24 protein-coding genes are annotated in these 26875 nt (G+C 72.1%); 14 read left to right on the top strand and 10 right to left on the bottom strand.

Features of this window, described 5'->3' with window-relative positions; genetic code table 11:
* The first annotated feature begins 44 nt into the window (after positions 1-44).
* Genes IO39_RS46795 through IO39_RS53895 form a run of 5 tightly spaced genes read left to right on the top strand, consistent with a single transcriptional unit; the run spans position 45 to position 5287 of the window.
* The gene (locus IO39_RS46795; RefSeq protein ID WP_043639331.1) at positions 45-1001 is read left to right on the top strand and encodes a carbohydrate ABC transporter permease; all 957 of its coding nucleotides are present in this window, start codon (positions 45-47) and stop codon (positions 999-1001) included.
* Positions 998-1825, top strand: coding sequence for a carbohydrate ABC transporter permease (locus IO39_RS46790; protein WP_043639327.1), 828 nt, complete (start codon positions 998-1000; stop codon positions 1823-1825). The genes IO39_RS46795 and IO39_RS46790 overlap by 4 nt, the downstream gene beginning before the upstream one ends.
* Entirely contained in the window at positions 1822-3231 is a 1410-nt protein-coding gene (locus IO39_RS46785; protein ID WP_043639323.1) for a GH1 family beta-glucosidase, read from the top strand. The genes IO39_RS46790 and IO39_RS46785 overlap by 4 nt, the downstream gene beginning before the upstream one ends.
* The gene (locus IO39_RS46780) at positions 3212-4210 is read left to right on the top strand and encodes a LacI family DNA-binding transcriptional regulator (protein WP_043639321.1); all 999 of its coding nucleotides are present in this window, start codon (positions 3212-3214) and stop codon (positions 4208-4210) included. The genes IO39_RS46785 and IO39_RS46780 overlap by 20 nt, the downstream gene beginning before the upstream one ends.
* Before the next feature lie 18 nt (positions 4211-4228).
* Positions 4229-5287: a phosphotransferase family protein gene (locus IO39_RS53895; protein ID WP_084774661.1), complete on the top strand. Its 1059-nt coding sequence runs from the start codon at positions 4229-4231 to the stop codon at positions 5285-5287.
* Here IO39_RS53895 and IO39_RS46765 read toward each other — a convergent pair.
* On the bottom strand, positions 5168-7759 hold the full coding sequence (locus IO39_RS46765) for a M64 family metallopeptidase (RefSeq protein WP_157549889.1): 2592 nt from the start codon (positions 7757-7759) through the stop codon (positions 5168-5170). The two genes, IO39_RS53895 and IO39_RS46765, sit on opposite strands and share 120 nt — an antisense overlap.
* 16 nt (positions 7760-7775) lie before the next feature.
* A complete protein-coding gene (locus IO39_RS59545) occupies positions 7776-8057 on the bottom strand; it encodes a hypothetical protein (RefSeq protein ID WP_052424248.1) in 282 nt (93 codons plus the stop codon).
* A gap of 120 nt (positions 8058-8177) precedes the next feature.
* Between IO39_RS59545 and IO39_RS46755 the strand changes: the two genes are divergently transcribed.
* From IO39_RS46755 to IO39_RS46745, 3 genes are all read left to right on the top strand, one after another.
* The gene (locus IO39_RS46755) at positions 8178-9374 is read left to right on the top strand and encodes an FAD-dependent oxidoreductase (RefSeq protein ID WP_043639314.1); all 1197 of its coding nucleotides are present in this window, start codon (positions 8178-8180) and stop codon (positions 9372-9374) included.
* 91 nt (positions 9375-9465) lie between these two features.
* Positions 9466-10803: a class II 3-deoxy-7-phosphoheptulonate synthase gene (locus tag IO39_RS46750; RefSeq protein ID WP_043639310.1), complete on the top strand. Its 1338-nt coding sequence runs from the start codon at positions 9466-9468 to the stop codon at positions 10801-10803.
* Between the two features lie 189 nt (positions 10804-10992).
* Positions 10993-11760 (top strand): SAM-dependent methyltransferase, encoded by a 768-nt coding sequence (locus IO39_RS46745; protein WP_043639307.1) that lies wholly within the window; start codon positions 10993-10995, stop codon positions 11758-11760.
* Between the two features lie 225 nt (positions 11761-11985).
* On the opposite strand, the gene IO39_RS46740 is transcribed toward IO39_RS46745, so the two are convergent.
* Together IO39_RS46740 and IO39_RS46735 are read right to left on the bottom strand one after the other, a co-directional pair.
* Entirely contained in the window at positions 11986-12360 is a 375-nt protein-coding gene (locus tag IO39_RS46740; protein ID WP_043639300.1) for a thioredoxin family protein, read from the bottom strand.
* Positions 12361-12478: 118 nt separating this feature from the next.
* Positions 12479-14215 carry an ExeM/NucH family extracellular endonuclease gene (locus IO39_RS46735; protein WP_043639297.1) on the bottom strand — a complete coding sequence of 579 codons (1737 nt, stop codon included), beginning with the start codon at positions 14213-14215 and terminating at the stop codon, positions 12479-12481.
* Between the two features lie 105 nt (positions 14216-14320).
* On the opposite strand from IO39_RS46735, the gene IO39_RS46730 reads away from it, so the two are divergent.
* A complete protein-coding gene (locus IO39_RS46730; RefSeq protein ID WP_043639294.1) occupies positions 14321-15580 on the top strand; it encodes a pentapeptide repeat-containing protein in 1260 nt (419 codons plus the stop codon).
* 168 nt (positions 15581-15748) lie between these two features.
* On the opposite strand, the gene IO39_RS46725 is transcribed toward IO39_RS46730, so the two are convergent.
* From IO39_RS46725 to IO39_RS46715, 3 genes are read right to left on the bottom strand one after another with little or no spacing between them, the layout of a single operon-like run.
* The gene (locus IO39_RS46725; protein WP_043639292.1) at positions 15749-16201 is read right to left on the bottom strand and encodes an SRPBCC family protein; all 453 of its coding nucleotides are present in this window, start codon (positions 16199-16201) and stop codon (positions 15749-15751) included.
* Positions 16194-16565, bottom strand: coding sequence for an ArsR/SmtB family transcription factor (locus tag IO39_RS46720; protein ID WP_052424247.1), 372 nt, complete (start codon positions 16563-16565; stop codon positions 16194-16196). The genes IO39_RS46725 and IO39_RS46720 overlap by 8 nt, the downstream gene beginning before the upstream one ends.
* Entirely contained in the window at positions 16562-16915 is a 354-nt protein-coding gene (locus IO39_RS46715) for a VOC family protein (protein WP_043639289.1), read from the bottom strand. Before IO39_RS46715 ends, IO39_RS46720 begins: the two co-directional genes overlap by 4 nt.
* A 101-nt stretch (positions 16916-17016) precedes the next feature.
* Between IO39_RS46715 and IO39_RS46710 the strand changes: the two genes are divergently transcribed.
* On the top strand, positions 17017-17694 hold the full coding sequence (locus IO39_RS46710; protein ID WP_043639286.1) for a permease prefix domain 1-containing protein: 678 nt from the start codon (positions 17017-17019) through the stop codon (positions 17692-17694).
* A 138-nt stretch (positions 17695-17832) separates the two neighbouring features.
* Here the strand turns inward: IO39_RS46710 and IO39_RS46705 are convergent, their stop codons facing one another.
* Positions 17833-18168: a PadR family transcriptional regulator gene (locus IO39_RS46705; protein ID WP_043639283.1), complete on the bottom strand. Its 336-nt coding sequence runs from the start codon at positions 18166-18168 to the stop codon at positions 17833-17835.
* Between the two features lie 85 nt (positions 18169-18253).
* On the opposite strand from IO39_RS46705, the gene IO39_RS46700 reads away from it, so the two are divergent.
* From IO39_RS46700 to cydC, 4 genes are read left to right on the top strand one after another with little or no spacing between them, the layout of a single operon-like run.
* Positions 18254-19423, top strand: coding sequence for a cytochrome ubiquinol oxidase subunit I (locus tag IO39_RS46700; protein WP_043639281.1), 1170 nt, complete (start codon positions 18254-18256; stop codon positions 19421-19423).
* An 11-nt stretch (positions 19424-19434) separates the two neighbouring features.
* Positions 19435-20199 carry a cytochrome d ubiquinol oxidase subunit II gene (locus IO39_RS46695; RefSeq protein ID WP_043639278.1) on the top strand — a complete coding sequence of 255 codons (765 nt, stop codon included), beginning with the start codon at positions 19435-19437 and terminating at the stop codon, positions 20197-20199.
* A gap of 6 nt (positions 20200-20205) precedes the next feature.
* A complete protein-coding gene (gene cydD, locus IO39_RS46690; RefSeq protein WP_084774656.1) occupies positions 20206-22005 on the top strand; it encodes a thiol reductant ABC exporter subunit CydD in 1800 nt (599 codons plus the stop codon).
* Positions 22002-23699, top strand: a complete 1698-nt coding sequence (cydC, locus tag IO39_RS46685; RefSeq protein WP_043639275.1) for a thiol reductant ABC exporter subunit CydC — start codon at positions 22002-22004, stop codon at positions 23697-23699. The genes cydD and cydC overlap by 4 nt, the downstream gene beginning before the upstream one ends.
* A gap of 186 nt (positions 23700-23885) precedes the next feature.
* Here cydC and IO39_RS46680 read toward each other — a convergent pair whose 3' ends face one another.
* Both IO39_RS46680 and IO39_RS46675 read right to left on the bottom strand, forming a co-directional pair.
* On the bottom strand, positions 23886-25130 hold the full coding sequence (locus IO39_RS46680) for a S1C family serine protease (protein WP_043639272.1): 1245 nt from the start codon (positions 25128-25130) through the stop codon (positions 23886-23888).
* A 160-nt stretch (positions 25131-25290) separates the two neighbouring features.
* Positions 25291-26820: an AMP-binding protein gene (locus IO39_RS46675; protein WP_043639269.1), complete on the bottom strand. Its 1530-nt coding sequence runs from the start codon at positions 26818-26820 to the stop codon at positions 25291-25293.
* Positions 26821-26875 lie beyond the last annotated feature (55 nt).

Genomic DNA, 26875 nt, shown 5'->3' with positions numbered 1-26875 from the left:
CCCGCCGAGCGCGGGCCGGGCTTGTTGCCGCCGAAAGGTCTGACATGAGTCTCGACACCCTTCCACGGGCGGCGCGGAACAACCACCGCCGTGCCCGCCCGCCCGGCCGCCGCTGGCGTTCCCGGCTGGACGTCAAGGCGATGCCGTACGCCCTGGTGTCCCCGTACTTCATCCTGTTCGCCGCCTTCGGGCTCTTCCCGCTGGCCTTCACGCTCTACTACTCGCTCTACGACTACGACCTGACCGGGACGGTCGAGTGGGCCGGGCTGGGCAACTACACCTCGCTGCTGAGCGACGACGACTTCTGGCGCGCCACGGTCAACACGGTGAGCATGTTCATCATCGCCACCGTCCCCCAGATGCTGCTGGCCCTGTTCCTGGCCAACGCGCTGAACAAGCGCCTGAAGTTCCGCCTGGCGATCCGGATGAGCGTGCTGCTCCCGCTCGTCACGTCGGTGGTCGCGGTCGCGGTGGTGTTCACGCAGCTCTTCGCCCGTGACTGGGGCCTGGTCAACTACATCCTGAGCTGGTTCGGGGTCGACGCCACGAACTGGCGGGCCGAGCGCGTCCCGTCGTGGATCGCGATCGCCACGATGGTCGACTGGCGCTGGACCGGTTACAACGCGATCATCTTCCTGGCCGGCATGCAGACGATCCCGCGCGACCTGTACGAGGCCGCCTCGATCGACGGCGCGTCCCGGCGCCGGCAGTTCTGGCAGATCACGCTGCCGATGCTGCGCCCGACCATGATCTTCGTGGTGCTGAACTCCACGATCGGCGGCCTGACGCTGTTCGCCGAGCCCATGACGTTCTACAACGGCAACCCCGACGGCGGGTCGCAGGGCCAGTTCCAGACGGTGGCGATGTTCATCTACAAGGAGGCCTTCCGCGAGTTCGACTTCGGTTACGCCTCCGCGGCCGCCTGGCTGCTGTTCCTGCTCATTCTCATCGGGGCGGCGATCAACTTCCTGTTCGTGCGCAGGATCGGGGGCACGAAGTGACCATCTGGAAACCCACCGTCCTGACCAGGGTGATGCTGGGGATGGCCATCGTGCTGTCGGCCTTCCCGCTGTACTGGATGCTGGTCATCGCCTCGCGCACGAACTCCGACGCGGTGAGCGTGCCGCCGGCGCTGCTGCCGGGCGGCAACCTGGGCGACAACATCGTCGCGGTGCTCACCCACCCCGAGGCCCAGTTCGTGCAGGGCCTGACGAACTCGTTCATCGTGGCGACCGTCGTCACCATCTCCGTCATCTTCATCTCGACGCTGGCCGGCTTCGCGTTCGCGAACCTGAACTTCAAGGGCCGCAACGCGCTGCTGCTGCTCGTGCTGCTGACGATGGCGGTGCCGCTGCAGCAGATGGGCGTGGTGCCGCTCTACCGGCTCATGGTGGCGCTGGACTGGACGAACACCCTCAAGGCGGTCATCCTGCCGTACCTGCTCAACGGGTTCGGCGTGTTCCTGATGACGCAGTACACCCGGCAGTCCGTGCCGATGGAGCTGGTCGAGGCCGCCCGGGTGGACGGCGCGGCGACCCTGCGCATCTGGTGGAACGTCGTGCTGCCCGCGGTGCGGCCCGGCATGGCGGTGCTCGGCATCAACACGTTCATGCTCATGTGGAACGACTACATGTGGCCGCTGATCGTGGCCAACCAGAACCCGACGGTGCAGATCGCGATCAACTCGCTCAACGCCCGGTTCTCCACGGAGTACTCGTTGATCTTCGCGGGCACGGCGTTGTCCATCATCCCGCTCATCGTGGTTTTCGTCCTCTTCGGCCGTCAGATCGTCGGCGGACTCATGGAAGGTGCGGTCAAGGCGTGACGACTCAAGAAGAACAGACGCGTACCGGGCTGCGCTTCCCCGCGGGCTTCGCGTGGGGGGCCGCGACGTCGGCGTACCAGATCGAAGGGGCCGTCGCCGAGGACGGGCGGGGCACGTCGATCTGGGACACCTTCACCAAGACACCGGGACGGGTGCTCAACGGGCACAACGCGGACGTGGCCATCGACCACTACCACCGCTACCGGGAAGACGTGGCCATCATGGCGGACCTGGGCCTGTCGGCCTACCGGTTCTCCGTCTCCTGGCCCCGCATCCAGCCGACCGGCTCGGGGCAGATCAACCAGAAGGGCCTGGACTTCTACAAGCGGCTCACCGACGAGCTGCGCCAGAACGCCATCGACCCCTGGCTGACCCTCTACCACTGGGACCTGCCCCAGGCGCTGGAGGACCAGGGCGGCTGGCCCAACCGGGACACGGCCTACCGCTTCGCCGACTACGCGGCGGCGGTGCACGACGCGCTGAAGGACTACGTGCACACCTTCAGCACCGTCAACGAGCCATGGTGCGCCGCGTTCCTCGGCTACGCCTCGGGCGAGCACGCCCCGGGCAGGCGTGAGCCGGAGAACGCGATCAGGGGCGCGCACCACCTCAACCTGGCGCACGGCCTGGCCGTGCAGGCGATGAACGCCCGGCGCGTCGGCGGCTGCGTGAACCTGTACGCGATCTCGCCGGCCACCGACAGCGAGCGCGACCTGGACGCGGCCCGGCGCATCGACGGCCTGCAGAACCGGTTCTTCCTGGACGCCCTGCTGCTGGGCCGCTACCCGGAGGACGTGCTCGCCGACCTGCCCTTCGACCTCGGCTTCATCGAGCCGGGCGACATGAAGACCATCGGCGCCCCGATCGACGTGCTGCTCGTCAACTACTACAGCCGCTTCACGGTCTCCGGAGCACCGGGCGGCGCGCAGTCGGCGGCGGCGGCCCCCACGGACACGGGTTCTCCGTGGGTCGGCAGCGAGCACGTCTCGTTCGTCAACGGCGGCCGGCCGGTCACCGCGATGGGCTGGGAGATCGACGAGGGCGGCCTGACGGAGATCCTCACCAGAGTGGCGCGGGAGTACCCGCCGATCCCGATGGTGGTCTCCGAGAACGGCGCGGCCTTCGACGACGTGCTCGACGAGGGCCGCGTCCACGACCGGGAGCGGCAGGCGTACGTGGAGGCGCACCTGGGCGCCTGCAAGGAGGCCATCGACGCGGGCGTGCCCCTGGAAGGCTATTTCGCCTGGTCGCTGATGGACAACTTCGAGTGGGCGTGGGGCTACGGCAAGCGGTTCGGCCTGGTTCGCGTGGACTTCGAGACGCAGGAGCGGGTGGTCAAGGACAGCGCGCTCTGGTACTCGGAGATCATCCGGCAGAATAGGCGCCATGAACCGACCGACTCTTGAGGCAGTCGCGGCTCGGGCCGGGGTGGGCCGGGGCACGGTGTCGAGAGTCATCAACGGCTCGCCGAACGTCAGCGCGAAGGCCCGCGAGGCCGTCGAGCTGGCCATCCGCGAGCTGGGCTATGTGCCCAACCGTGCGGCGCGGGCCCTGGTCACGCGCCGCACGGACACGGTCGCGCTGGTGGTGTCCGAGTCGCAGTTCCGGCTCTTCGACGAGCCCTACTTCGCGGGCACCATCCGCGGCATCGGCTCGGCGCTGGCCGAGACCGGGCTGCAGCTCCTGCTGGCGATGGCCCGCACCCCTGAGGAGCACGCGCGGCTCGAGCACTACCTGACGGGCCAGCACGTCGACGGCGTGCTGCTGCTGTCGCTGCACGGCGCCGACCCGCTGCCGGGCAGGCTGGAGGCGATGGGCGTGCCGACCGTGCTGGGCGGCCGCCCCGTCGGCCTCGATCCCTACAGCTACGTCGACATGGACAACCGGGCGGGGGCCCGGCAGGCGGTCAAGCACCTGCTGAGCCTGGGCCGCACCCGCATCGCCACGATCGCCGGCTCCCAGGACATGGGGGTGGGCGTCGACCGTCTGTCGGGCTACCGCGACGCGCTGCTGCCCTCCGGCCTGCCGGAGCTGGTGGCGTACGGCGACTTCTCCGAGCACAGCGGGGCCGCGGCGATGACCGAGCTGCTGCGGGCCCATCCCGACCTCGACGCGGTGTTCGCCGCGTCCGACCCGATGGCGCTGGGCGCGATGCGCGTGCTCAAGGCCGCGGGGCGGGCGATCCCCGGCGACGTGGCGGTGATCGGGTTCGACGACTCCAAGGCGGCGCTGCACGCCGACCCGCCGCTGACCACCGTGCACCAGCCGACCGAGTCCATGGGCCGGCAGATGGCCCAGCTGCTGGTGGCCCGGATCAACGGCGAGGAACTGCGCCAGCCCGTCGTCATCCTCGACACCCACCTGGTGCGCAGAGAGACCGCCTGAGACACCGAGAGAGGTTCCGTGGACAGCAGGACGAAGCGCCGGTTATCGGATGCCGAGCTGGATGCTCTCATCCGCCGCGCGATCGGCTCGGGCGTCACGTCGGCCACCGAGCTGACCGACGGCTACGCCAACGCCGTCTGGCGGCTGAAGCTCGACGACGGGCGCGAGGCGGTGCTCAAGCTGTCTCCCCCGCCCGACCTCCAGCAGCTCAGCTACGAGCGCAACCTGCTGCGCATGGAGGCCGACGCGATCGGGCTGGCCGCCGCGGCGGGCGTGCCCGTGGCCGGGCTGCTGCGGGCCGGGTTCGACGACCCGGTGCTGGGCGGCGACTACCTCCTGCTGTCCGCGCTGGACGGGGTGTCGTGGAACGACGTCAAGCCCGACGGCGGCGACGCGCTGCGCAGGGAGCTGGGCGGGCATCTGGCCCGGTTCAACTCGGTGACCGGCGAGGTGTTCGGCTACCCGCACGCCGGGATCACGGGCGCCACCTGGCGCGCGGCGTTCCTGGCCATGGTGCGGGCGCTGCTCGGCGACACCGAGCGCTACCCGACGGCGCTGCCCCGGCCGGTCGCCGAGATCATGGCGGTGTTCGAGGCCGCGGCGCCCGCCCTCGACGAGGTGACGACGCCGCGGCTGGTGCACTTCGACGTGTGGGCCGGCAACGTCTTCCTCGACCTGAGCGGCACGCCGCGGATCCAGGCGATCATCGACCACGAGCGGGCCTTCTGGGGCGACCCGATCGCGGAGTTCGTCACGCCGACGATCTTCGGTGAGCTGACGGAGGACGACCCGCTGCTGGCGGGCTATCGCGAGGTCACGCCGCTGGAGCTGACTCCGGCGGCGCTGACCAGGCTCGACCTCTATCGTGCCTACCTCTATCTGATCCTGCTCATCGAGAACGGGCCCCGGCAGTATCCGCCCGACGACTACGCCAGGATCCACCGGGCCGCGACGGCCTCACTGACCGGCGTGCTGGACCGCCTCGTACGCACCTCCCCCGGTTCCGCCGGCCCGGCCGGTCTCCCGGGCTCCGGTCCGGTCGGGGCCGGTCCGGTCGGGGCCGGTCCGGTCGGGTAGGTCGCCGCACGCGTCGCCGCCCTTGACCGTGTTGGGCACGCCGAGGTCCGCGGGCGGCTCGCCGGCGCACGCGAGCGCGCCCCTGACCGTGCTGCCCGACAGGATCGCCGCCGCGTTCCCGGCCAGCAGCGCGGCGCCGCGCAGGTCGGCCCCGACGATCGTGAGGGTGGCGGCGCCGCGCACGCCGAGCGCCCCGTCGACGCGCCCGCCGAGCAGGTGCACCTGGCCGGGGCCGGCCGCGTCGAGCGCGCCGGTGATCCGGCCGCCGGTCATCACGAGCGAGGCGCCCGGCCGGACCGTGACCGCCCCCGTGACCTCGGCGCGGTCGAGGCAGGTGACGCCGCCGGCGACGACGAGCGGGCCCCGGTGCGCGCCGGTGAGGGTGCGGGTGCAGGCGGGCGGCGGGGCGATCGTCGTGACGGTGAAGCTCCCCGCCGCGCCGTAGTTCCCGGCGGCGTCGATCGAGCGGTACTCGATCGTGTGCCGGCCGCGCGGCAGCCTGCCGTACACGAGGGAGTCGATCACCGTGCCCTGCTCGGAGAACGTCCACGGCAGCTTCGAGGAGGTGGGCCAGCCGAAGTAGTTGAACCAGCCGTCGCCGTCCACCCGCGACTCCGAGACCACGTGACCGTCGCGGTCGTCGTCCCCGGTGAGCCGCATGGTGAAGGGGCCGTTGTAGACGTAGGTGTCGCCGGACCTGGCCAGCGGGCGCGACAGCTCGTACGCCGTGGCCGGCCCGGTGGCGTCGATCGTCCAGGTCAGGCTGCGCCCGGCGAGGCTCGCGGTGAGGGTGTGCGTGCCCGGCTCCAGGTCCAGCTCGCCCAGGTCGAGGTCAGTGCCCGTGTGGCGGACGCCGTTCAGCGTCCAGGTCACCTCGGGGACGGTGGCGGCCGGGTGGGTGGTCTCGACGTACACGACGTCGTCGCGGCCGAGCGGCCGGTCGGTGGGGGTGGAGGAGACGAACGCGGGCTGCGTGCCGTCGGGCGGGGTGGTGATCGAGGTGTCCACCGTCCAGGTGCGGGTCCTGGTGATGGCCGCCCGGATCGCCGGGTCCCTGACGAACGCGGTCGGGTCGGAGACGGTGGCGGTGACCGTGTGCGTCCCCGGGGACAGGCCGAGCGTGCGCAGGTCGAGGGAGTCGCGGTCGCCGGGCAGGTCCCGGCCGTCCACCCGCCAGGTGGTGGTCAGGGAGTGGCTGACCGGGCGCATCGGCTCCACCCACAGGACCCGGTCGGCCCCGACGGGCCTGTCCGACGGCGTGGCGTCCTGGATGACCATGGTCTTGGCGGTGATGCGCTGCACCATGACCTCGCGGCTGACCTGGTCGAAGTAGTAGCCGAGGGTCTTCATCATCGAGTGGGCGCTGGGCCGCCAGACGCCGCCGGTGTAGTAGAGGCCGCCCTCGTAGCGGCCGATCGGGCCGCCCGACTCGCTGGGCTCGCCCAGCCAGCGCCACCACTTGCGCCGCTGGTCGCGCATCTCCTGCTCGGTCAGCAGGGTGTGGTGGGCGCTGGACGGCTCGGGGCCCGGGTACGTGCCGCCGGGGACGCCGCGCTGGTAGTAGTCGTACTCGTCCTGGAGGCCGCCCAGGGAGTGGCCCAGCTCGTGCGGGCTGATCAGGGCCGACATGCTGTTGCTGCCCGAGGCGGTGGCGTACGCGCCGCCCGCGCCGCCGTACGTGCCGCTGTTGGCCAGCGCGAGGATCTGCCGGTTGCCCGCGGAGGTGCCGGTGACCAGGTCGGCGTAGCGGGTGGCGGCGGCGTTGTCCATGGTGATCAGGCGCTGCACGCTGTCCGGGTTGCACCGGCCCCAGAAGCCCATGCTCAGCGGCGTCGTACGGCGCGGGGCGTCCAGGCCGGGGTCGCAGCTGATGCCCGACTCCCCCGAGACGATGTCCACGCGGTAGACGTTGACGTAGTTGCGGTAGGACTTGAACGGCTCGATCGACCACATCACGTTGAGGTGCCGGTCGGCGTCGGCACGGAACTCGTCCTGCTCGGCCTCGGTGTAGCCGTCGCCCATGATGATCAGGTTGAACCTCTTCGCCGGCGCGCCGGTGACCTGCACGGGCACCACGCTCGCCGCTTCCGGCCCGGCGGCGGTCTGGGCGGCGGCGGGGGTTGCGGGGGTTGCGGATAACAGTGCGGCGGCCAGTGTCAGGGCCGCGAAGGTACGCATGATCGCACTATCGGACCACCCGGCCCCGCCCGTCCACCCGGCACGCCGGTCGAGCAGCCCGGCGGGACGCGGCCCGTCCGGGCCCATCAGCCACAACGCGTACCCGCGCGACTCGGGCAGTTCCGGCAGGCCCGAAGAGGCGAAGACCAGGCGCCCGCGCGAGCGCGAGATCACGACCGTGCCCGTGCCGCCGGAGGTGATGGGCCGGCGCACGGTCTCGGCGTCGGGCGCGGCCAGCACCGCGGTGAGCTCCATGAGCTCCTCTGTGGCCTCCTCAGTCACCTCCTCAGTCACCTCCTCAGTCACCTCCTCAGTCACCTCCTCCGTGACCTCCTCCGTGACCTCCTCCGGGCCGGCGCGCAGGGGGCGGGTGGGTGGAGCGGCGGGCGGCGTCGAGAAGGCGCGGGCGCAGCCGGGCGGGCGGCGGCTGGGCGACGGCCTCCGCCAGGCGCGCGGCCGTCTCCCGCAGCCGGCGCACCTCGGTCGCGCAGCCGGCGCACGCGCGCAGGTGCCGGTCGAACCGCACCCACTCGGCGTACGGCAGTGCGTGCACGGCGTAGGCGCCAGAGAGGGCGTGGAGCTCGTCGTTCATCGTCCACTCCCGGTGTGAGAGGCGGCTCACGCCTGTACTTCGGCCGGTCGGGCATGCCGGATGGCCGGGAGCCTTCCCTTTTCGCATCGCATGAGAGACAATCTCATCGGATGATGAATTATGGGATGTGTAATAGCCGGCGGCGGTCCCGCCGGGGCGATGCTGGCGCTGCTGCTGGCCAGAGCGGGCGTCGAGGTGACGCTGCTGGAGAAGCACGGCGACTTCCTGCGCGACTTCAGGGGTGACACGATCCACCCCTCGACCCTCCAGGTGCTCGACGAGCTGGGACTGGCCGGGGAGTTCCTGCAACTCCCGCACCGGAAGGCCCGCTCCCTCAGCCTCGTCTCCGACCGGGGCGACATCAAGCTGGCCACCCTGGAGCGGCTGCCGGGCAGGTTCCGCTACATGGCCTTCGTGCCGCAGTGGGACTTCCTCAAGCTCCTCACGTCGGCCGCCGGGCGCTACCCCGGCTTCCGGCTGCTGATGAACGCCGAGGCGTACGACCTGATCCGCGAGGGCGGCGCGGTGCGCGGGCTGCGCTACCGGGACGGGTCGGGCGAGCACGAGATCAGGGCGGAGCTGACGGTGGCCGCCGACGGCCGGCACTCGGTGCTGCGCGAGCCGGCGGGCCTGCGGGCCGAGGAGCTGGGCGCGCCGATGGACGTCGTGTGGTTCCGGCTGCCGCGCCACCAGGACGATCGTGACGACACGTTCCTGCGGGTCTCGCCGCCGCACATGATGGTGGCGATCAACAGGGAGAGCTACTGGCAGCTGGCGTACCTGATCCGCAAGGGCGGCTACGACGAGCTGACCGGGCAGGGCATCGACGCGCTGCGCCGCCCGGTGGCCCGGCTGCTGCCGTGGCTGGCCGACCGGGTCGGGCAGATCGAGGGCTTCGACGACGTCAGCGTGCTCACGGTCGCGCTCAACCGGCTGCGCCGCTGGCACCGGCCCGGCTTCCTGTGCATCGGCGACAGCGCGCACGCCATGTCGCCGGTGTTCGGGGTGGGCATCAACCTGGCCGTGCAGGACGCGGTGGCCGCCGCCAACCTGCTGGCGGGCGCGCTGCGGTCGGGCGCGCCGATCCCCGAGTCACTGCTCCACCGGGTGCAGCGCCGGCGCATGCCGCCGACCCGGATCACCCAGGCGGCGCAGCGGCTGGTGCAGAGCCGGGTGATCACTCCCGCGCTGACCCGGCGGCTGGACCCGACCCGGCTCCCGCGCGACCTGACGAGGATCCCGGTGTTCAAGCGGGTGGCCCCGCGATTTCTGGGGCAGGGCGTGCTGCCGGAACACGTGCGGGTAAAGGAACTTTGACCTGCCCTGGGTTCGTGCGCGCACAACCGCATTCTCACAACGTGGACAAGGGGGTCGGTGGGACGGACCCAGTGGCATACCCTCGTATCTCGTGAGCAGCAATCTAGTGGATCTCGATTCCTGGCGAGCCCTCCCCGCGGCGCAGCAGCCCGACTGGCCGGACCGCGGCGAGCTCGACAAGGTTGTCGCCGAGCTCGGCGGCCTGCCCCCATTGGTCTTCGCCGGCGAGTGCGACCAGCTCAAGGAGCAGTTGGCCGCCGTCGCCCGCGGCGAGGCGTTCGTCCTTCAGGGCGGCGACTGCGCCGAGACCTTCGCCGGCGCCACGGCCGACAACGTGCGCCAAAAGCTGAAGACGTTGCTGCAGATGGCCATCGTGCTGACCTATGCGGGCCGGGTGCCCGTGGTGAAGATCGGCCGGGTGGCCGGTCAGTTCGCCAAGCCCCGGTCCAAGGGCACCGAGGTGCGCAACGGCGTCGAGCTGCCCGCCTATCGTGGCGACATGGTCAACGGGTTCGACTTCACCCCCGAGGCCCGCAGGCCCGACCCGTGGCGGCTGCTCAAGGCATACCACTCGTCGGCCGTCACGCTCAACCTGGCGCGCGCGTTCACCAAGGGCGGTTACGCCGACCTGCGGCAGGTGCACGCGTGGAACCAGGACTTCGTGGCCGAGTCGCCCGCCGGGCGCCGCTACGAGCAGCTGGCCAGGGAGATCGACCAGGCGCTGGCGTTCATGCGGGCCTGCGGGGCCGATCCCGAGGAGTTCCACACGGTCGAGTTCTACTCCTCGCACGAGGCACTGATCCTCGACTACGACCGGGCGCTCACGCGCATCGACTCGCGTACGGGGCTGCCCTACGACGTGTCGGCGCACATGGTCTGGATCGGCGAGCGCACCCGCCAGCTCGACGGCGCGCACGTCGACTTCTTCGCCAGGATCCGCAACCCGATCGGCGTCAAGCTGGGCCCGACCACCACGCCCGACGAGGCGCTGGCGCTGATCGACAAGCTCAACCCGGCCAACGAGCCCGGGCGGCTCACGTTCATCACCCGGATGGGCGCCTCCAAGATCCGCGAGCACCTGCCCGCGCTGGTCAAGGAGGTCACCGCGACCGGGGCCAAGGTGGTGTGGCTGTGCGACCCGATGCACGGCAACACGTTCGAGGCGCCGAGCGGGCACAAGACGCGGCGCGTGGACGACGTGCTCGACGAGGTGGCGGGCTTCTTCGAGGTGCACAGGTCGCTGGGCACGCACCCGGGCGGCATCCACATCGAGTTCACCGGCGACGACGTGACCGAGTGCGTGGGCGGCGGCCACGAGATCAACGAGGCCGACCTCGCCACGCGCTACGAGACGGCGTGCGACCCGCGGCTCAACCGCGGCCAGTCGCTGGACCTGGCCTTCCGGGTGGCCGAGCTCTACCGCGGCTGACACCGCCCCTCAGACACCCGATTCCCCGACGCGGGCCGGAGAGCGCTCCGGCCCGCGTTTCGTCGTGCGGCGGCGTCACGAGCGCCGTCGAGTGATTCAGGTCTCATTCACGAGCGGGACGAAAACCCCGTGGTGGGCGGGGTTCCGCGGCTATGATCGCCCGAAAGAGACCATATTTCGGGAGAAAACGTGGATAGTGCTCCGGAGGGGGTCGACCCGAACGTCCCCAACGTCGCACGGATGTACGACTACTACCTCGACGGCAAGGACAACTTCGCGGCCGACCGGGCAGCGGCGGAGCAGATCCTCAAGACGTTCCCCCACACCAAGGAGGGCGCCCGGGCCAACCGGGCGTTCCTGCGCCGCGCCGTCCGGTACGTGGTGGACCAGGACGTACGGCAGATCGTCGACCTCGGCGCCGGCCTGCCGACCCAGGGCAACACGCACGAGATCGCGCCGGAGGCGCGCGTGGTCTACGTGGACTACGACGCCGTGGTGTGCGTGCACGGCAGGGCGCTGCTGGCCAGGAAGGACAACGTCGACTTCCTCCAGGCCGACGTGCGCGACCCGGACGCGCTGCTGGACCGGCTGGACGGCCTGGTCGACTTCAGCCGGCCGGTGGCGTTCCTGATGCTGGCGATCCTGCACTTCATCCCCGACGAGATCGCCTATGACGTGGTGACGAAGCTGCGCGAGCGCAGCGCCCCCGGCAGCCACCTGGTGATCAGCCACGCGGTGGACACCACGCCGGACACCACCCCGCAGGCGCTGGAGATCTACAAGAAGGCCACGGCCTCGCTGAACCTGCGCACCCGCGAGGAGATCGAGCGCTTCTTCGACGGGTACGAGCTGGCCGAGCCCGGTCTGACGGTCCCGGGCGCCTGGCGTCCCGGCGACACCGACCTCTTCGACGACAACGTCACCTTCGGCTACGTGGGCGTCGGCCGCAAGCTCTGACGCCCGTGCCGGGTCACGAGGGCGCTGACGCCGGCGCGGTCGCGAGCTCTGGTGCCGGTGCCGGCCGCAAGCACGGACAGTCGCAAGCACGGACACCGGCGGCTGGCCGTGCGAGCCATGACGCCTGAGAGGTGCCGGTGACCGATCGCGGTCACCGGCGCCTCGCGTGCGGGGCCCCGGGAACGCGAAAGCCCCGCCGGAAGAGGACGGGGCGGGTCGCGGGTGTCAGTTCTGCTGGGCCTTCTTCAGCTCCTCGCTGAGCTCGGCCCGGATGGCGTCCATGTCGAGCTCCTTGACCTGCCGGATCAGGTCCTCCAGCGCGGGCGCGGGAATGGCGCCGGCCTGGGCGAAGACGACGATGCCGTCGCGGATGGCCATCAGCGTGGGGATCGAGGTGATGTCGAACCCCTGCGCGAGCCCCTGCTCGGCATCCGTGTCGATCTTGCCGAAGGTGATGTCCGCGTGCTTGTCCGACGCCTGCTCGAAGATCGGCCCGAACTTCTTGCACGGCGGGCACCACTCTGCCCAGAAGTCGAGCAGCACGATCCCCTTGTCGGCGATGTCGTTGAAGTTCTTCTCTGTTACTTCGATAGTCGCCACAAGTGGCTCCTCGCTCGTCGTCGCTAGTAGGGCATCCGTCTCAACCACGTACCCATCACCAGCATTCCATGCTCCCGCGGCGGGCGCGGCCCGTTGTGAGGACCGCGCCCGCGGGGGTTCAGCGTCCTCCGGGCAGGGTCAGTCCGATGACCAGCGGGTCGTGGTCGGAGGAGCGGTAGGCGTCCGGCCGGTAGAGGCCGGGCGGGTTGTATTCGAGGTTGTAGTCGCGGACGCGCGGCTCGTCGGCGTTGATGTGCCAGATCGTCGCGCTCGTCACCCGCTTGAGCAGCTGCCGGCCGACCATGGCGTGGTCGAGCTCGCCCGCGAGCCCGTCGAACAGGTAGCTGTAGCGCAGATGGGCGGGCACGAACCGCTTGGTCACGCTGGTCAGCCCGCCGGCCTCCAGCGTGCCGATGGGGTCCTCCTCGCCGTAGGCGTTGAGGTCGCCGAGCACGATCGGGCCGGGCAGGTCCCGCTCCTCGATGAGGCCGAGCAGGGCCTTGGCCTGGGCCACGCGGGTGGGGTTCCAGCAGCTCTGGCCGTCGCCCTGGTCGGCGTCGGGGCCGCCGGACGGGCAGCTCCCCTTGGACTTGAGGTGGTTGACCAGCAGGGTGAACGGCTGGCCGCCGCCCGCGCGGCGGAAGGTCTGGATCAGCGGCGGGCGGCTGAACACCGGGTCCTCCGACGCCGCCGGCGCGCCGACCGGGGTGAGCCTGGCGGGCTTGTAGATCAGGCCGACCTGGATGGCGTCGGTGCCGGGGTACGGGTGCGCGAGCGCGGCGTACGTGCCCGCCCCGACCTCGGCGTTGACCGCGTCCACCAGTGCCTGCAGCGCCGTCTGGCCGTTGTTCTCGACCTCCATGAGGGCGACCGCGTCGGCGTCGATCCCCTTGAGCGCGGCCACCAGCTTGGCGAGCTGGCGGCGCTGCTCCTCGGCGTTGCCCGCGCCCCGGGAGCCGAGCGTGGTGAACCAGTTCAGGGTGTTGAACGAGGCCACCTTGACGTTGCCGATCACCGGGAACGGCCTGGGCGGGCGCGGGTTGGCGTCCTTGTAGTCGATGGGCTCGGTGGGCTGCAGCCGGTACTTGCCGAAGCCGTACCCGAGCACGCCCGTCACCCCGCGCGCCACGTCGCCGCCGCGCACGATGGGCGGCAGGACGGCGGGGTTCTCCCGGTTGGAGCCGTCGTCGACGAGCAGGGAGCGGCGGGCGTTGCGTGCGGCGTCCACGCCCGGCCGGTCGGTCGGCTGGAAGAGCCGCCCCTGGGAGGAGAGCGTGACCTCGCCGTAGCGGCCGAGGTTGTAGTGGTCGCTGACGGTCAGCGGCTGCGGGAAGGTCAGCAGCATGTTCTCGACCGGCTCCAGGCCGTCCGACGGCAGCCGGTACGGCTGCGCCGCCACGCTCCCGGTACCACAGACGTCCACGGCGGTCACGGGCGACAGCTCGGTCCAGCCGTTGTACTCCACGGCCCGGCCGGTCACCAGGACCCGGTCGCCGACGTTGACGTCCTTGAAGGTGTCGCGCGCGTACGCGAACAGCCCCTCGGAGGTCAGCGGGTCGGAGTCGGGCCGGGGGTCCTGGAGGAAGAATCCGCTGAGCTGGTCGCTCCGCTGGAAGTCGGCGGTCACGACGCCCTCGACCCGCACGGTCCGGCCGGCCAGCGGGGTCGCGTCGCCGGCGCCCTGCACCTGCGCGACGCGGTGGGTGACAGGGGTGTCGCAGGGGGCGGCAGGGTCGCTGGACAGGCCGCCGGACAGGTCGCCTGAGGGGCCGGCGGACGGGTCCGCGGCCGCGGGACTCGCGGCGAAGGCCACCACAAGCACGGCAGCCAGGGCTGCTCGGGATAAAGCGCGCATGTCCGGCACTTTAGAGCTAATTTAGCTCGCATATTTCCACACAAAAGTGGATAGAACATTAAATCGTCGAACCTTGACATGGCCCGCTGCGGGTATCACCCATGCATGGACTGGGTCACCTGCGCGTATTCCGCTGCCTGCACCGGAGTCGCCCGCCGGCCGTCCGGCCTCTGCCTGGCACACCTCGCCCCGGAACAGCTCGGCGCCGCGCTGGCCGAGCTCTCCCCCGGCCGCCTGCTCGACCTGCGCGGCATCACCGTCACCAGCGACCTGCTGTCCATGGTGCTGGAGGCGACCGGCCGCCGGCCGGGCCGCACCCGCCTCGACCGGGCCAGGTTCACCGGCGACGTCCGGCTGGCGGGCGTCACGTTCGCGGGCGACGTGTCGCTCGACGGCGCCCGGTTCGACCGGCTGGCCTCGTTCTTCGGCGCGCGCTTCGAGGGCAACGTGTCGCTGGCCGGGGTCAGGTTCGGCCGCGAGCTGTCCTTCCACGGCGTCACCGTGCGCGGGCACGTCTCGCTCGACCGGGCCGTGATGGCGCGCGACGCGCTGTTCAGCCAGGCCGTCTTCGGGCACGGGCTGTCGTGCGAGCGGGCCAGGTTCGACGGCTACGCCACGTTCGACGGCGCCCGGCTCGGTGACGGCGCCGCCTTCAGGGGGGCGCGCTTCGGCCGTACGCTGTCCTTCCGCAAGGTCAGCGGGCACGCCGGGTTCGAGGCGGCGCACTTCGCCGCCGACGCCTACCTGTCGGCCACCGGCCGCCTGTCGGCCACCAGGGCGCGCGCCGACGGGCTGCTCGACGTGGCCGTGGCGCGGTGCGGCGTGGACCTGCGCCACGTGGAGGTGGCGGGCCCCACGACCGTGCGGCTGACCGACTCCCAGGCCGACCTGGAGGGCGCGGTGCTGCGCGGCCCGGCCACCGTGACCGGCCGGGGCAGGTCCACGCTCACGTCGCTGCGCCAGGTGGAGGCGGCCAGCCTGGGGCTGTCCGGGCTGGACCTGTCGGCGTGCCGGTTCGCCGGGCTGAGCCACCCGGCGGGGGTGCGGGTCAAGGACTGCACGTTCGCGATCACCTCGCGCGGGGTGCGGATGAGCCTGCGCTGGCCGATGCTGCGCTGGTTCTCGCGGCGGCGCTCGGCGGCCGACGAGCACCCGCTGCGCGGGCGGGCCGACCCCGAGGAGCCGGGCGCCTCGCCCGGCCGGCCGGCGACGCTCCATCCCGGCTCGCGGCCCGGCGACCGCGCCGGCTCGGCCGACTTCGCCTCCACGAGCCTGGTGGTGCGCCGGCGGGCCGGTCACGGGTGGTGGTTGTCGTTGTCCTGGCTGCTCTACGAGTACGCCCTCCGCCTCGACCGCCACCGCTGATCGCCACCAGTCCCGCCTCCGCCCCGGCCCCGCCTCCGCCTCGACCACCGCCGACCGCCACCGCCGACCGCTGCGCCTCCGCACCGGCCCCGCCTCCGCACCCGCGCCGGCCCGGTCGGAGGCGGGGGCGCGGGCGCGAGCGGGGGCGCGGGCACGGGCGGGGTGGGGTCAGAGTTCGGCGGCTATGGCGCCGATGGTGTCGAGGATGCGTGGCCAGCCGCCGCCCATGATGCGCCGCGAGAGCTGCTGCACCTCGTCGTCCGGGTCGAAGCCCTCGTGGTCGAGAAAGATCCGGGTGCCCCGGCCCTCGGGCTCCAGCCGCCAGGTGACGGTCCAGTCGCCCTGCCCGCGGGCGCCCCAGCTGATCCGCAGCAGCTTCTCCGGCTCGATCTCCAGCACCTCGCAGTGCACGGTCCCGTCGAAGCCGACCTGCTTCTTCGGCTTGGTGGTGAACGTGAACCGCTGCCCCACCTCGGCCTTGAAGCCGTCGTTGGGCATGAGCCAGCGGGCCAGCAGCTCCGGCTCGGTGAGCGCCCGCCACACCTTGGCCGGCGGGTGCGCGACGAACTGGTCGAGCCTGATCGCCCGCCGCTCCTCGGTGGTGGTGGTGTCGTCAGCCATCGTCGCCGCCCTCTTCGCTCCGCATTGCGCCATCCCTTTCGTCCGTTTCGTCGTCGATCTCGTCGAGCAGCGCGCCGAGCGCGGTGAGCCGCTCCCGCCAGAACCGTTCGTACGGGCCGAGCCAGTCGCGCAGCTCCATGAGCGGCGCCGCCTCCAGGCGGTAGTGGCGCTCCCTGCCCTTGCGGCTCTCGGCCACCAGCCCGGCGTCCTTGAGCACCTTCAGGTGTTCCGACACGCTGGGCCTGCTCATGTCGAACCGCTCAGCCAGCCGCCCGGCCGGCTGGTCGCCCTCGTCGCGCAGCAGGCGCAGCAGCTCGCGCCGGGCCGGGCTGGCCAGCGCGGTGAAGACGTGGTCGGCCGTCACGTCTGGCTGACCACGAAGCCGTTGCCGAACGGGTCGTGGAAGAGCAGCTGGCGGCCCCACGCCTCGTCGCTCGGCCCCTCGAAGGGCACGTCGTTCTCGCGCAGCCGGCCGGCCAGCGCGTCGAGGTCGGGCGCGCCCACGACCAGGCCGCCGATCGGCGCCATGCCGGGGAACCAGGAGGCCAGCAGCAGCGTGGTGTCCGTGCCCTTGGGCGCGACGGTGAGCCAGCGGCCCATGGGGAACGGGTTGTCGGTGCGGACCTCGAAGCCGAGCACCCCGGTGTAGAAGCCGAGCGCCCGCTCCTGGTCGGCGACGGGCACGGTGACCGTGAGGATGGAGGAAATAACCATGTCAGCCACTATATGTAGGATTTTTCCTACATAACAACCCCCGGAGGAAATCAGGGTGTTCCCGGATGAGGACCCGAGATCACCACTCCTAGACTTGAGCCATGCTCATCGACGACTACGTGGCGAAGCTCGACGGCGCCCTCAGGGGCCCGCGGAGACCCAAGCGCGACCTCGTCGTCGAGGCCCGCGACAGCCTGCTCGACACCGCCGACGCGCTGGAGGCGGACGGCCTGGACCGGGCGGAGGCCGAGCGGGTGGCGGTGGCGGAGTTCGGGGAGGTCTCCGAGATCGCGCCCGGCTACCAGGCCGAGCTGACCGCCGCCGCGGGGCGGCGCATGGGGGTGCTGCTGTTCGTCAGCGTGCCGATCACCGTGGCGATGTGGTCGGTGTTGTGGCGGATGTACCCGGCCACCGACGCGGCCCTGCTCGACGCGCCGTGGTGGCACGTCCCCGTCTCGCGGCTGCTCGACCTCGTCCAGCTCGGCACCGGCCTGTACGGCGGGCTCGCGGTGTTCGCGCTGAGCCGGGGCGCCCGGTGGATCCGCCGGCCGCGGCTGGTGACCAGGTCGCTGGGCGTGATGGTGTGGGCCGCGCTGCCGATCACGGCCGGGCTGGCGCTGCTGCTGTCGCATGGCGCGACGGGCTCGCACACCCTGGACGTCCTGCCGACCGTGCTGGCCAACCTGGTGACCTCGGTCACCTGGGGGATGCAGATCTACGGCGCCGTCCGGTGCGTGCGCGTCACGCGCGCGATGACGCCCGCCGTCGCCACCGGCTGACGGGTCCGAATGCACCGGCGACCACCGGCTGACCCGCCCGCCGTCATGACCCGGCCCCGGCCCCCGTCGCTGCCGCCCGTCGCCTGCCGCCCGTCGCCTGCCGCCCGAGCCTCCGGGGCGCGGGCCGGGGCGGCCTCCTCAGTGTTCGGCGCGGACCTCGGGGCGCAGGACGCCGCCGATCACGCTGGTGAACTCCTGCCAGGCCGACCGCTCCCCCTGGAGGTGCTTCCTGCCCGATTCGGTCAGCCGGTAGGTGCGGCGCTTGCGGCCGCCGACCGTGGCCCACTCGCTCGACAGGTAACCGATGCGCTCCAGCCGGCGCAGCGCCGGATAGACGGTGCCCGTGGGCACGGTGAGCGCACCCCCGCTGCGCTCCTGCAGCGCCTCCATGATGGCGTAGCCGTGCAGCGGCTCCCATTCGAGCACTGAGAGCAACAGCGCGTCCAGGTGACCGCGCAGCGCGTCCGGGTTCATGTCTCTGATCCTAAACACCTCCGTCACATGTAGCCAGTCTACATATAGAGTTCTACATGTAGACAGACATAACAACGGAGCGGTGATGGACGTACTCGATCTGGCGCGCACGCAGTTCGCGGTGACGGGCAGCCTGCACTTCCTGTTCGTGGTGCTCACGCTCGGGCTGGCGCCGCTGGTGGCGATCATGCACACCCGGTGGGCGCTCTCGGGCGGGCCCCCGCACGAGGGCATGACGCGGTTCTGGGGACAGGTCTACGTCATCAACTACGCGCTGGGCATCGTCACCGGGCTGGTGATGGAGTTCCAGTTCGGCCTGGCCTGGAGCGGGCTGTCGCACTACGCGGGCGACGTGTTCGGCGCGCCGCTGGCCATGGAGACGCTGGTGGCCTTCTTCCTGGAGTCCACGTTCCTGGGCCTGTGGATCTTCGGCTGGGGGCGGCTGCCGAAGTGGGCCCACGTGGCCTGCATCTGGCTGGTGACGCTGACGGCGTACGCGAGCGCCTTCTTCATCATGGTGGCCAACTCGTTCCTGCAGAACCCGGCCGGCGCGGTCGTCAGCGGCGGGCGGATGCACCTGACCGACTTCGCCGCGCTGCTCACCAACGAGGCCCTGCTCTTCTCCTTCCCCCACGTGGTCGGAGCCGGGCTGTTCACCGGGGGGATGGTGCTGGTGGGCGCGAGCGCGTACCGGCTGTGGCGCAGGGCCCCCGAGTTCGCCTTCTTCGCCAGGTCGCTGCGGCTCGGCGTGGTCACCGCGGCCATCGGCATCGTCGTGACCATGGCCTTCGGGTACGCCCAGTTCGGCGCCGTCCCCGAGGGCAAGTTCGGCGGCCACAACCCCGCCGCCGGCATCGCGCTCGGGCTGATGATCCAGTTCGGGCAGCTCCTGGGACTCGTCGTGCTGTTCGTGATGCTGCCGATGATCGCGATCCTGCCCCGGGCGCGCTGGACGCATCCGGTCCTCATCGCGATGACGCCGCTGCCGTTCGTCCTGTCGATCCTGGGCTGGATGGCCAGGGAGATCGGCCGGCAGCCCTGGATGATCTGGGAGCGGCTCACCGTGGCCGACGCGATGTCACCCGGACTGACCGCGGGCATGGTCACGGCCTCGCTCATCGGGTTCACCGCCGTGCTGGGGCTGCTGGCGGTCGTCGACTACGTCCTCATCGTCCGGGTGATCAGGCGGGGGCCGTCCGCCGTCCAGCTCGGGGCCGCCGCCGACGAGCCGCGTACCCCCGCGCTGAGCTACTGAGGAGTGCCGAGATGGAAGTGATCTGGTTCGTCGTCTTCGCGGTCCTGCTGACCGGGTACTTCGCGCTGGAGGGGTTCGACCTAGGAGTGGGGCTGCTGCTGCCGGTGCTGGGCCGGTCGCGGCTCAACCGGGACCGGATGGTGGCCGCGATGGCGCCGTACGTGCTGGCCAACGAGGTGTGGCTGGTCGCCGTGGCCGGGACCATGTTCGGGGTCTACCCGCTGCTGGAGGGCGAGATCCTGTTCGGGCTGTACCCGCTGGTCGTGGCCATGCTGCTGTGCTGGGTCCTGCGCGACGCGGGGCTGTGGTTCCGGCGCAGGATCGACGGCTCCGCCTGGCGGGGCCTGTGGGACGGGGCGATCGCGTTCGGCTCCCTGGGCCTGTCCGTGGGCTGGGGCATGGCCCTGTACGCCGCCGCCACCGGCTTCACGGCCTCGCCCGTGCACCCGGTCGGCCTCATGCTGGGCGTGGTCGTCACGCTGCTGTTCGCCTTCCACGGCTGGACGTTCCTGGGCTGGCGCACGCCCGGCCTGTTCGGCGTCACCAGGTCGGGGCGGGTGCTGGCGGTGTCGGGACTGGTGGCCGCGCTGCCCGTGCTGGGGGTGCTGGCGGGGGCGGCGCCGTACCTTCTGGAGCACAGCGCGCCCCCGGCTACGCTGAATGTGCTGAGTGTCATGGTGTTGCCCGTCGCACCCATCATGGTCGGCGCGCAAATATGGGTATGGCGCACTTTCCGGCCAGGGAAGGACGCTTCCCGGCTCCCGTCGTTCTTCTGAGGCCTCGTGCATAAGGATCTCCTCGCGCTCATGCGGGCCGAGCGCTCGGTTCGCCGCCACCTGGGCGTCACCCTGGCCGCCGCCGTGCTGGCGGGGCTGCTCGTGCTGGTGCAGGCCGAACTGCTGGCCGGCGTGCTGTCCGGCCGGTTCACCGCCGCCGCCCTGGCGGTGCTGGCCGCGGTGGTCGGCGTGCGGGCGCTGCTGGCGTGGACGCAGGGCGTCTTCGCCGGGCGTACCGCGACGGGCGTGAAGTCCGCGCTGCGGCAACGCCTGCTGGGCCGGCTGCGCGAGCTGGGCCCCGCCCGGCTCGCCGCGCACCGCTCCGGCGAGCTCGTCACGCTGGCCGGGCGCGGCCTGGACGGGCTCGACAACTACCTGACCGGCTACCTGCCCTCGATCGCGGTCGCCGCGGTGGTGCCGGTGGCCGTGCTGGTCCGGCTCTTCACCGCCGACCTGGCCAGCGCGGTGATCGTGCTGGTCACGCTGCCCCTCATTCCCGTCTTCGGCGCGCTGGTCGGGATGACCACGAAGGCGGTCACCGAGCGGCAGTTCCAGGCGCTGTCACGGCTGGGCGGCCACTTCCTGGACGTGGTGCGCGGTCTGCCCACCCTGCGGGCGTTCGGGCGGGCCCGCCACCAGGCCACCGTGATCCGGCAGGTCGCCGACGCGCACCGGGGCGCCACCATGCGGACGTTGCGGGTGGCGTTCCTGTCGTCGCTGGTGCTGGAGCTGTGCGCGTCGCTGTCGCTGGCGCTGGTGGCGGTGCCGATCGGGCTGCGGCTGCTCGGGGGGTCGCTGGACCTGACGACGGCGCTGCTGGTGCTGCTGCTGGCGCCGGAGGCGTACCTGCCGCTGCGGGCGATGGGGACCCGCTTCCACGCCTCCATGGAGGGGGTCGCCGCCGCGGACGCGGCCTTCGCCGTGCTGGACCGGTCGGCCGAGGAGCCCCGCCGGGAGCCCGCCCGCCGCCCGGAGGCCGTGGAGACCCCGGAGACCCCGGAGACCCCGGAGACCGGCGGGGCGCCGGAGATCCGCCTGGAACACGTCACCGTACGGTATCCGGGCCGCGACGGCGCCGCCCTGGACAACGTCTCGCTCACCATCGGCCCGCGCGAGCGGGTCGCCCTGGTCGGCGAGAGCGGCGGGGGCAAGAGCACGCTGCTCCACCTCATCCTCGGCTTCGTCGAGCCCACCGAGGGCCGGGTCCTCGTCGACGGCACGGACCTGCGCGACCTCGACCTGGCAGGCTGGCGGGCGCGCCTGGCGTTCGTGGCCCAGCGGCCGCACCTGTTCGCCACGTCGGTGGCCGACAACGTGCGGCTCGGCTCGCCGTCGGCCTCCATGGAGGAGATCCGGGCAGCCGCCGCGGCGGCGCACGCGGACTTCGTCGAGGCACTGCCCCAGGGGTTCGACACGGTGCTGGGCGAGCGCGGCGCCGACCTGTCGGCCGGCCAGCGGCAGCGGATCGCGCTGGCGCGGGCCTTCTGCCGCCCGGACGCCTCGGTGCTGCTCCTCGACGAGCCCACGGCCCGGCTGGACGGCCGCAGCGAGGCCGCCGTGGTGTCGGCCACCGCCGACCTGGCCCGGGACCGCACGGCCGTCATCGTCGCCCACCGGCCGGCCATGATCGACCTCGCCGACCGGGTGATCCGGATCCACGGCGGCCGCGTCGTCTCCGACACCCTCCGCTCCCCAGCCCCGCCCCCTGACGGGAGCGCGGGCGAGCCACGGCCGTCCCGGGGCCGGACCTCCGACAGCGGGGCGGGGACCGTGGTGGCGGCGCGGCGGGAAGGGAGCGGGCGATGAACCGGCGCATGGGCACGCGGCTGTTCTGGGCCGTGCTGGCGGGAGCGGCGGCCGACCTGGCCGGGCTCGGGCTCATCGCCGCCGCGGCCTGGCTGATCACCCGGGCCGCCGAGCAGCCGCCCCTGGCCGCGCTGAGCGTGGCGATCGTGGCGACCAGGGCGTTCGCCACCGGCAAGGGCGTCTTCCGCTACGCCGAACGCCTGACCGGCCACGACGTGGCCCTGCGCGCCCAGGCCGGCACCCGCGAAAGCCTGTACGAGGCCCTCATCCCGCCCCAGCGGCCCCGCCACGGCGGCGCCGACCTGCTGAGCCGGATGGTGGACGACACCGACGCCGTGCAGGACCTGCTCGTCCGCTGCCTGCTGCCCGCCGCCGCGGCGGCGATCGCCGGGCTGGCCGCGGTCGTCATCGGGCTGACGATCCTGCCGGTGTCGGCGCTGGTCCTGGTGGCCGGGCTGGTGCTGGCCGGGGTGCTGCTGCCCATGGGCACGGCGGCCGCGGCGCGCCGCTGGTCGGCCAGGATCGCCCCGGCGCGGGCGGCGCTGGCGGGCCGGGTGGCGGACCTGGTGCACGGCTCGGCGGACCTGGCCGCGTACGGCGCGGACGACGAGGCGCTGGCCAGGGCTCAGGCCGCCGGCGAGGCGCTGGCGGGCCTGGAGCGCCGCCAGGCCCGCGTGCACGCCGCCGCCCTGGCCGGGGGCACGCTGGTGCAGGGGCTGACGGTGGCGGGCGTCGTGCTGCTCGCCCAGGGCGCGGGCGCGGACTCGGTGGGCACCGCCGTGCTCGCGCTGACGTCCCTGGTGGCCTTCGAGCCCGTGCTGCCGCTGGCGGCGGCGGGCGAGCGGATGGCCGGCATCACGGCCGCGCTCCGGCGGCTGCGCGAGGTGCGCGCCTCCGCCCCGGCCGTCACGGAGCCCGCCGCGCCCGGGCCGCGCCCCGAGGCCCCGCTGACCGTCGAGATCGACGACCTCGTGGTGCGCCACCCCGCCCCGTCCCACGAGGAGCGGGCCGGGCGGCCCGCGCTGGATGGGGTGTCGCTCCGGCTGACGCCCGGCAGGCGGGTGGCGATCGTCGGCCCCAGCGGGGCGGGCAAGAGCACGCTGCTGGCCGCCCTGATGCGGCTGGTCGAGCCGGAGTCCGGCCGGGTCAGGGTCAACGGCGTGGACCTGCGTGACCTGGACGGCGACGACGTACGGGCGCTGATGACCGGCCTGACGCAGGACCCGTACATCTTCCGTGCCAGCCTGCGCGACAACCTGCGCCTGGCCGGGCCCGGCGCCGACGACGAGGCCCTGCGGCGCGCCGTGCGGGACGCGCGGCTGGAGGAGTGGGTCGAGCGCACCGGATGGGACGCCGAGCTGGGCGAGGACGGCAGGACCGTGTCCGGCGGGCAGCTGCAGCGGCTGGCGCTGGCCAGGGCGCTGCTGTACGACCCGCCCGTGCTGCTGCTCGACGAGCCCGCCGAGGCCCTCGACGAGGAGACGGCCGACCGGCTGATGGGCGACCTGCTCGACGTGACCCGTGACCGCACGACCCTGCTCGTGACCCACCGCCTCAAGGGGCTGGAGCTGGTGGACGAGGTCATCGTGCTGGAGGAGGGGCGCGTCGTCCAGCGGGGGCACCACGACGAGCTGGTCTCCACGCCGGGCTACTACCGCGACCTGTGGGAGTCGGAGGTCCTCACCCGCCGCTGACGGCCCCGCCCGCGGCTGCTGCTAGGGCTGGGGCGGGGGCTGGACGCGCTGGCCGTCTGGACGGTCGCGGCGGCGGGGGCTTACCGGCGCGACGAGGGGCGCCGTTTCTCCTGACCTCGGATGGGGGGGTGTGCCGCCGAGTCCGCAGCGATCTCAACGGCACACCCGTCCATGAGGGGGTCTGTGTTACTTGTTCTCCATGAGGGTGACGTCGACCTCGTGGGTCGCGCCATCCCTCATATATGTGATCTTGACCTCTTGGCCCGGTTTGAAACCTCTGACCTGCCCCACAACCGTATCGCCTCCGTCAACCGGCTTGTCGCCGATCTTGGTGATCAGGTCTCCCTGCCGCAGACCGGCCTGCTCCGCCGGGCTTCCCGCGGTGATCTGCCTGATCAGCGCCCCGGGCACGTCGCCGGTCGCGTCGGTGACGCTCACGCCGAGGAAGGCGTGGCTGACCTTGCCGGTGCTGATGAGCTGCTCGGCGACCTGCCTGGCGGTGTTGACCGGGATGGCGAAGCCGACGCCGCCGCCCGCGGCCTGCGAGGCGATGGCGGTGTTGATGCCGACCAGCTCGCCCGCGGCGTTGACCAGCGCGCCGCCGGAGTTGCCGGGGTTGATCGAGGCGTCGGTCTGGATGGCGCCGCCGATCGTCGCGGGCGCGCTCTGCTGCCCGCCCCAGCCGGGCGGGAGCTGGCGCTGCTCGTCGCCGAGGGTGAGGGTGCGGTCCAGGGCGCTGACGATGCCGGCCGTGACCGACCCGTCGAGGCCGAGCGGGCTGCCGATGGCGAGCACCGGGTCGCCCACCTTGAGCCGGTCGCTGTCGCCGAGCGTGGCCTTGGTCAGCCCCGAGACGCCCTCCGCCCGGACGACGGCGAGGTCGGTGGCGGGGTCGGTGCCGACGATGCCGGCGTTCGCCGTCTTGCCGTCGCTGAACTTGACGCTCATCTGGCCGCCCTGGCCCGCGCCGACGACGACGTGGTTGTTGGTGAGGATGAGCCCGTCCTCCGAGAGCACGACGCCGGAGCCCTCGCCGGTCCTGCCCTGGATCATCACGACCGACGGCTGCACCCGCGCCGCGACCTCGGCGACGGTGAGCTGGTCGGAGGCCGACTTGAAGACGGGGCTGGGCGAGTCGCCGGCGCCGACGGCGACGGGCACGGGCTGGAACGAGGTGGCGACGGCGGCCCCCACGACGCCGCCGCCGACCGCCATGGCGGCCATCGCGAGCGCCGCGACGGCCTTGCGCGCGACGCCGGGCCGCTGCCCGGCGGGCGGCGCGGGATCGGCCGGGGGCCGCTGGTGGGGCATGGGGTGCGTGTGGTCACGCCGGGGGAAGCCCCCGGCGGCCGGCGGGGTGGCTCCGAACTGGCTCCACCCACCGGCGCCCCGCTCCTCGGGGCCCTGCTCGTGAGGCTCGTTCGCGTTCATCTGTCATCTCCCTCGAATCCCGATGCTCCAAGGGTGTCAAGAACCACGTAAGACCTGGTTAAGGCAATGGTCCGGGGACCCGGCGACCCCTGATGCCGGCCTTATCGGACGAGGTCGGACCGGGGTCGCCGCGGCGGGGGGAATTGCCAAGATTTTACGGTCACGCGGGCCGGTATTCGTCGCGCAGGAGCCGCTTGTAGAGCTTGCCGGTCGGGTGGCGGGGCAATTCGGCGCGGAAGTCGACCGACCTGGGGCACTTGTAGTGCGCCAGGTGCTCGCGGCAGTACGCGATCAGCTCCGCCTCCAGGTCCGGCCCCGCCTCCGCCATCGACACCGGCTCGACCACGGCCTTGACCTGCTCGCCCATCTCCTCGTCCGGCACCCCGAACACCGCCACGTCGGCCACCTTGGGGTGCACCGACAGCACGTTCTCGGCCTCCTGCGGGTAGATGTTCACGCCACCGGAGATGATCATGTACGAGCGGCGGTCGGTGAGGTAGAGGAAGCCGTCCTCGTCCAGGTAGCCGATGTCGCCGAGGGTGGTCCAGCCCCGGCCCAGCGGGTCCTGGGCGGAGCGGGTCTTGTCGGGGTCGCCGTGATACTCGAAGCGGCCGCCGTTCTCGAAGTAGATCGTGCCGTGCTCGCCCGGCGGCAGGTCGGCGCCGTTCTCGTCGCAGATGTGCACGACGCCGAGCAGCGAGCGGCCGACCGTGCCCTTGTGCCGGAGCCAGTCGCCGGGGCCGACATAGAGGAAGCCGTTGCCCTCGGTGCCGGCGTAGTACTCGTGCACGATCGGGCCCCACCAGTCGATCATCTGCTCCTTGACGGGGACGGGGCAGGGAGCGGCGGCGTGGATCGCACACTGAAGCGAGGAAATATCGTATTTTGCCCGGGTTTCCGGCGGCAGCTTGAGCATCTTGATGAACATCGTCGGCACGAGCTGCGAGTGCGTCACCCGGTACCGCTCCACCAGCGCCAGGTACTCCTCCGGGTCGAAGCGCTCCATCACCACCACCGTGGCCCCGAGCCGCTGGAACGTCAGGCTGTAGCGCAGCGGCGCGGCGTGGTAGAGCGGCGCGGGCGAGAGGTAGACGCTGTCGGCCGAGGGCGCGAACAGGCCCTGGATGAGCTTGAACAGCAGTCCTGGCTCCTCCAGCGGGCCGTGCGCGGCGGCCAGCTTGACGCCTTTGGGGCGGCCGGTGGTGCCCGAGGAGTAGAGCATGTCGGCGCCCGTGCACTCGTCCCGGACCGGCGTGACCGGCTGCTTGGCCACCGCCTCCTCGTACGGCTCGAAGCCCTCGGCCACGCCGTCCATCATCAGCCGCAGCTCGACGCCGGGGGTGGCGGCGGTGATCGAGGTGGCGACGTCGGCCAGGTCCGCGCTGGAGATGAAGACCCGGGCGCCGCAGTTGCCGACGATGTAGGCCAGCTCCTCGGTCCGCAGCCGGGAGCTGATCGGGGTGTAGTACAGGCCCGAGCGGTGCGCGGCCCAGGCGACGGAGAGGAAGCGGGGGTGGTTGGCGAGCATGAACGCGATGTGGTCGCCCGGCCGCAGCCCCGCGGCGCGGAACAGGTGGGCCAGCCGGTTCGACTCCTCGTCCAGTTCGCGATAGGTGATGACCTGTCCGGAGCCCGCCATGATCACAGCGGGCTTGTCGGGGGTGACTGCTGCGATGGCTCCCGGATACATGGACCGAACGATATTCTGCCGGCCACCTCCGCGCCAGGACCCCGGACATGCCGCC

Origin of the sequence: Nonomuraea candida (genome assembly GCF_000725485.1) — a bacterium.
Classification (GTDB): Bacteria; Actinomycetota; Actinomycetes; order Streptosporangiales; family Streptosporangiaceae; genus Nonomuraea; species Nonomuraea candida.
This window is presented reverse-complemented; position numbering and strand designations above follow the sequence as displayed.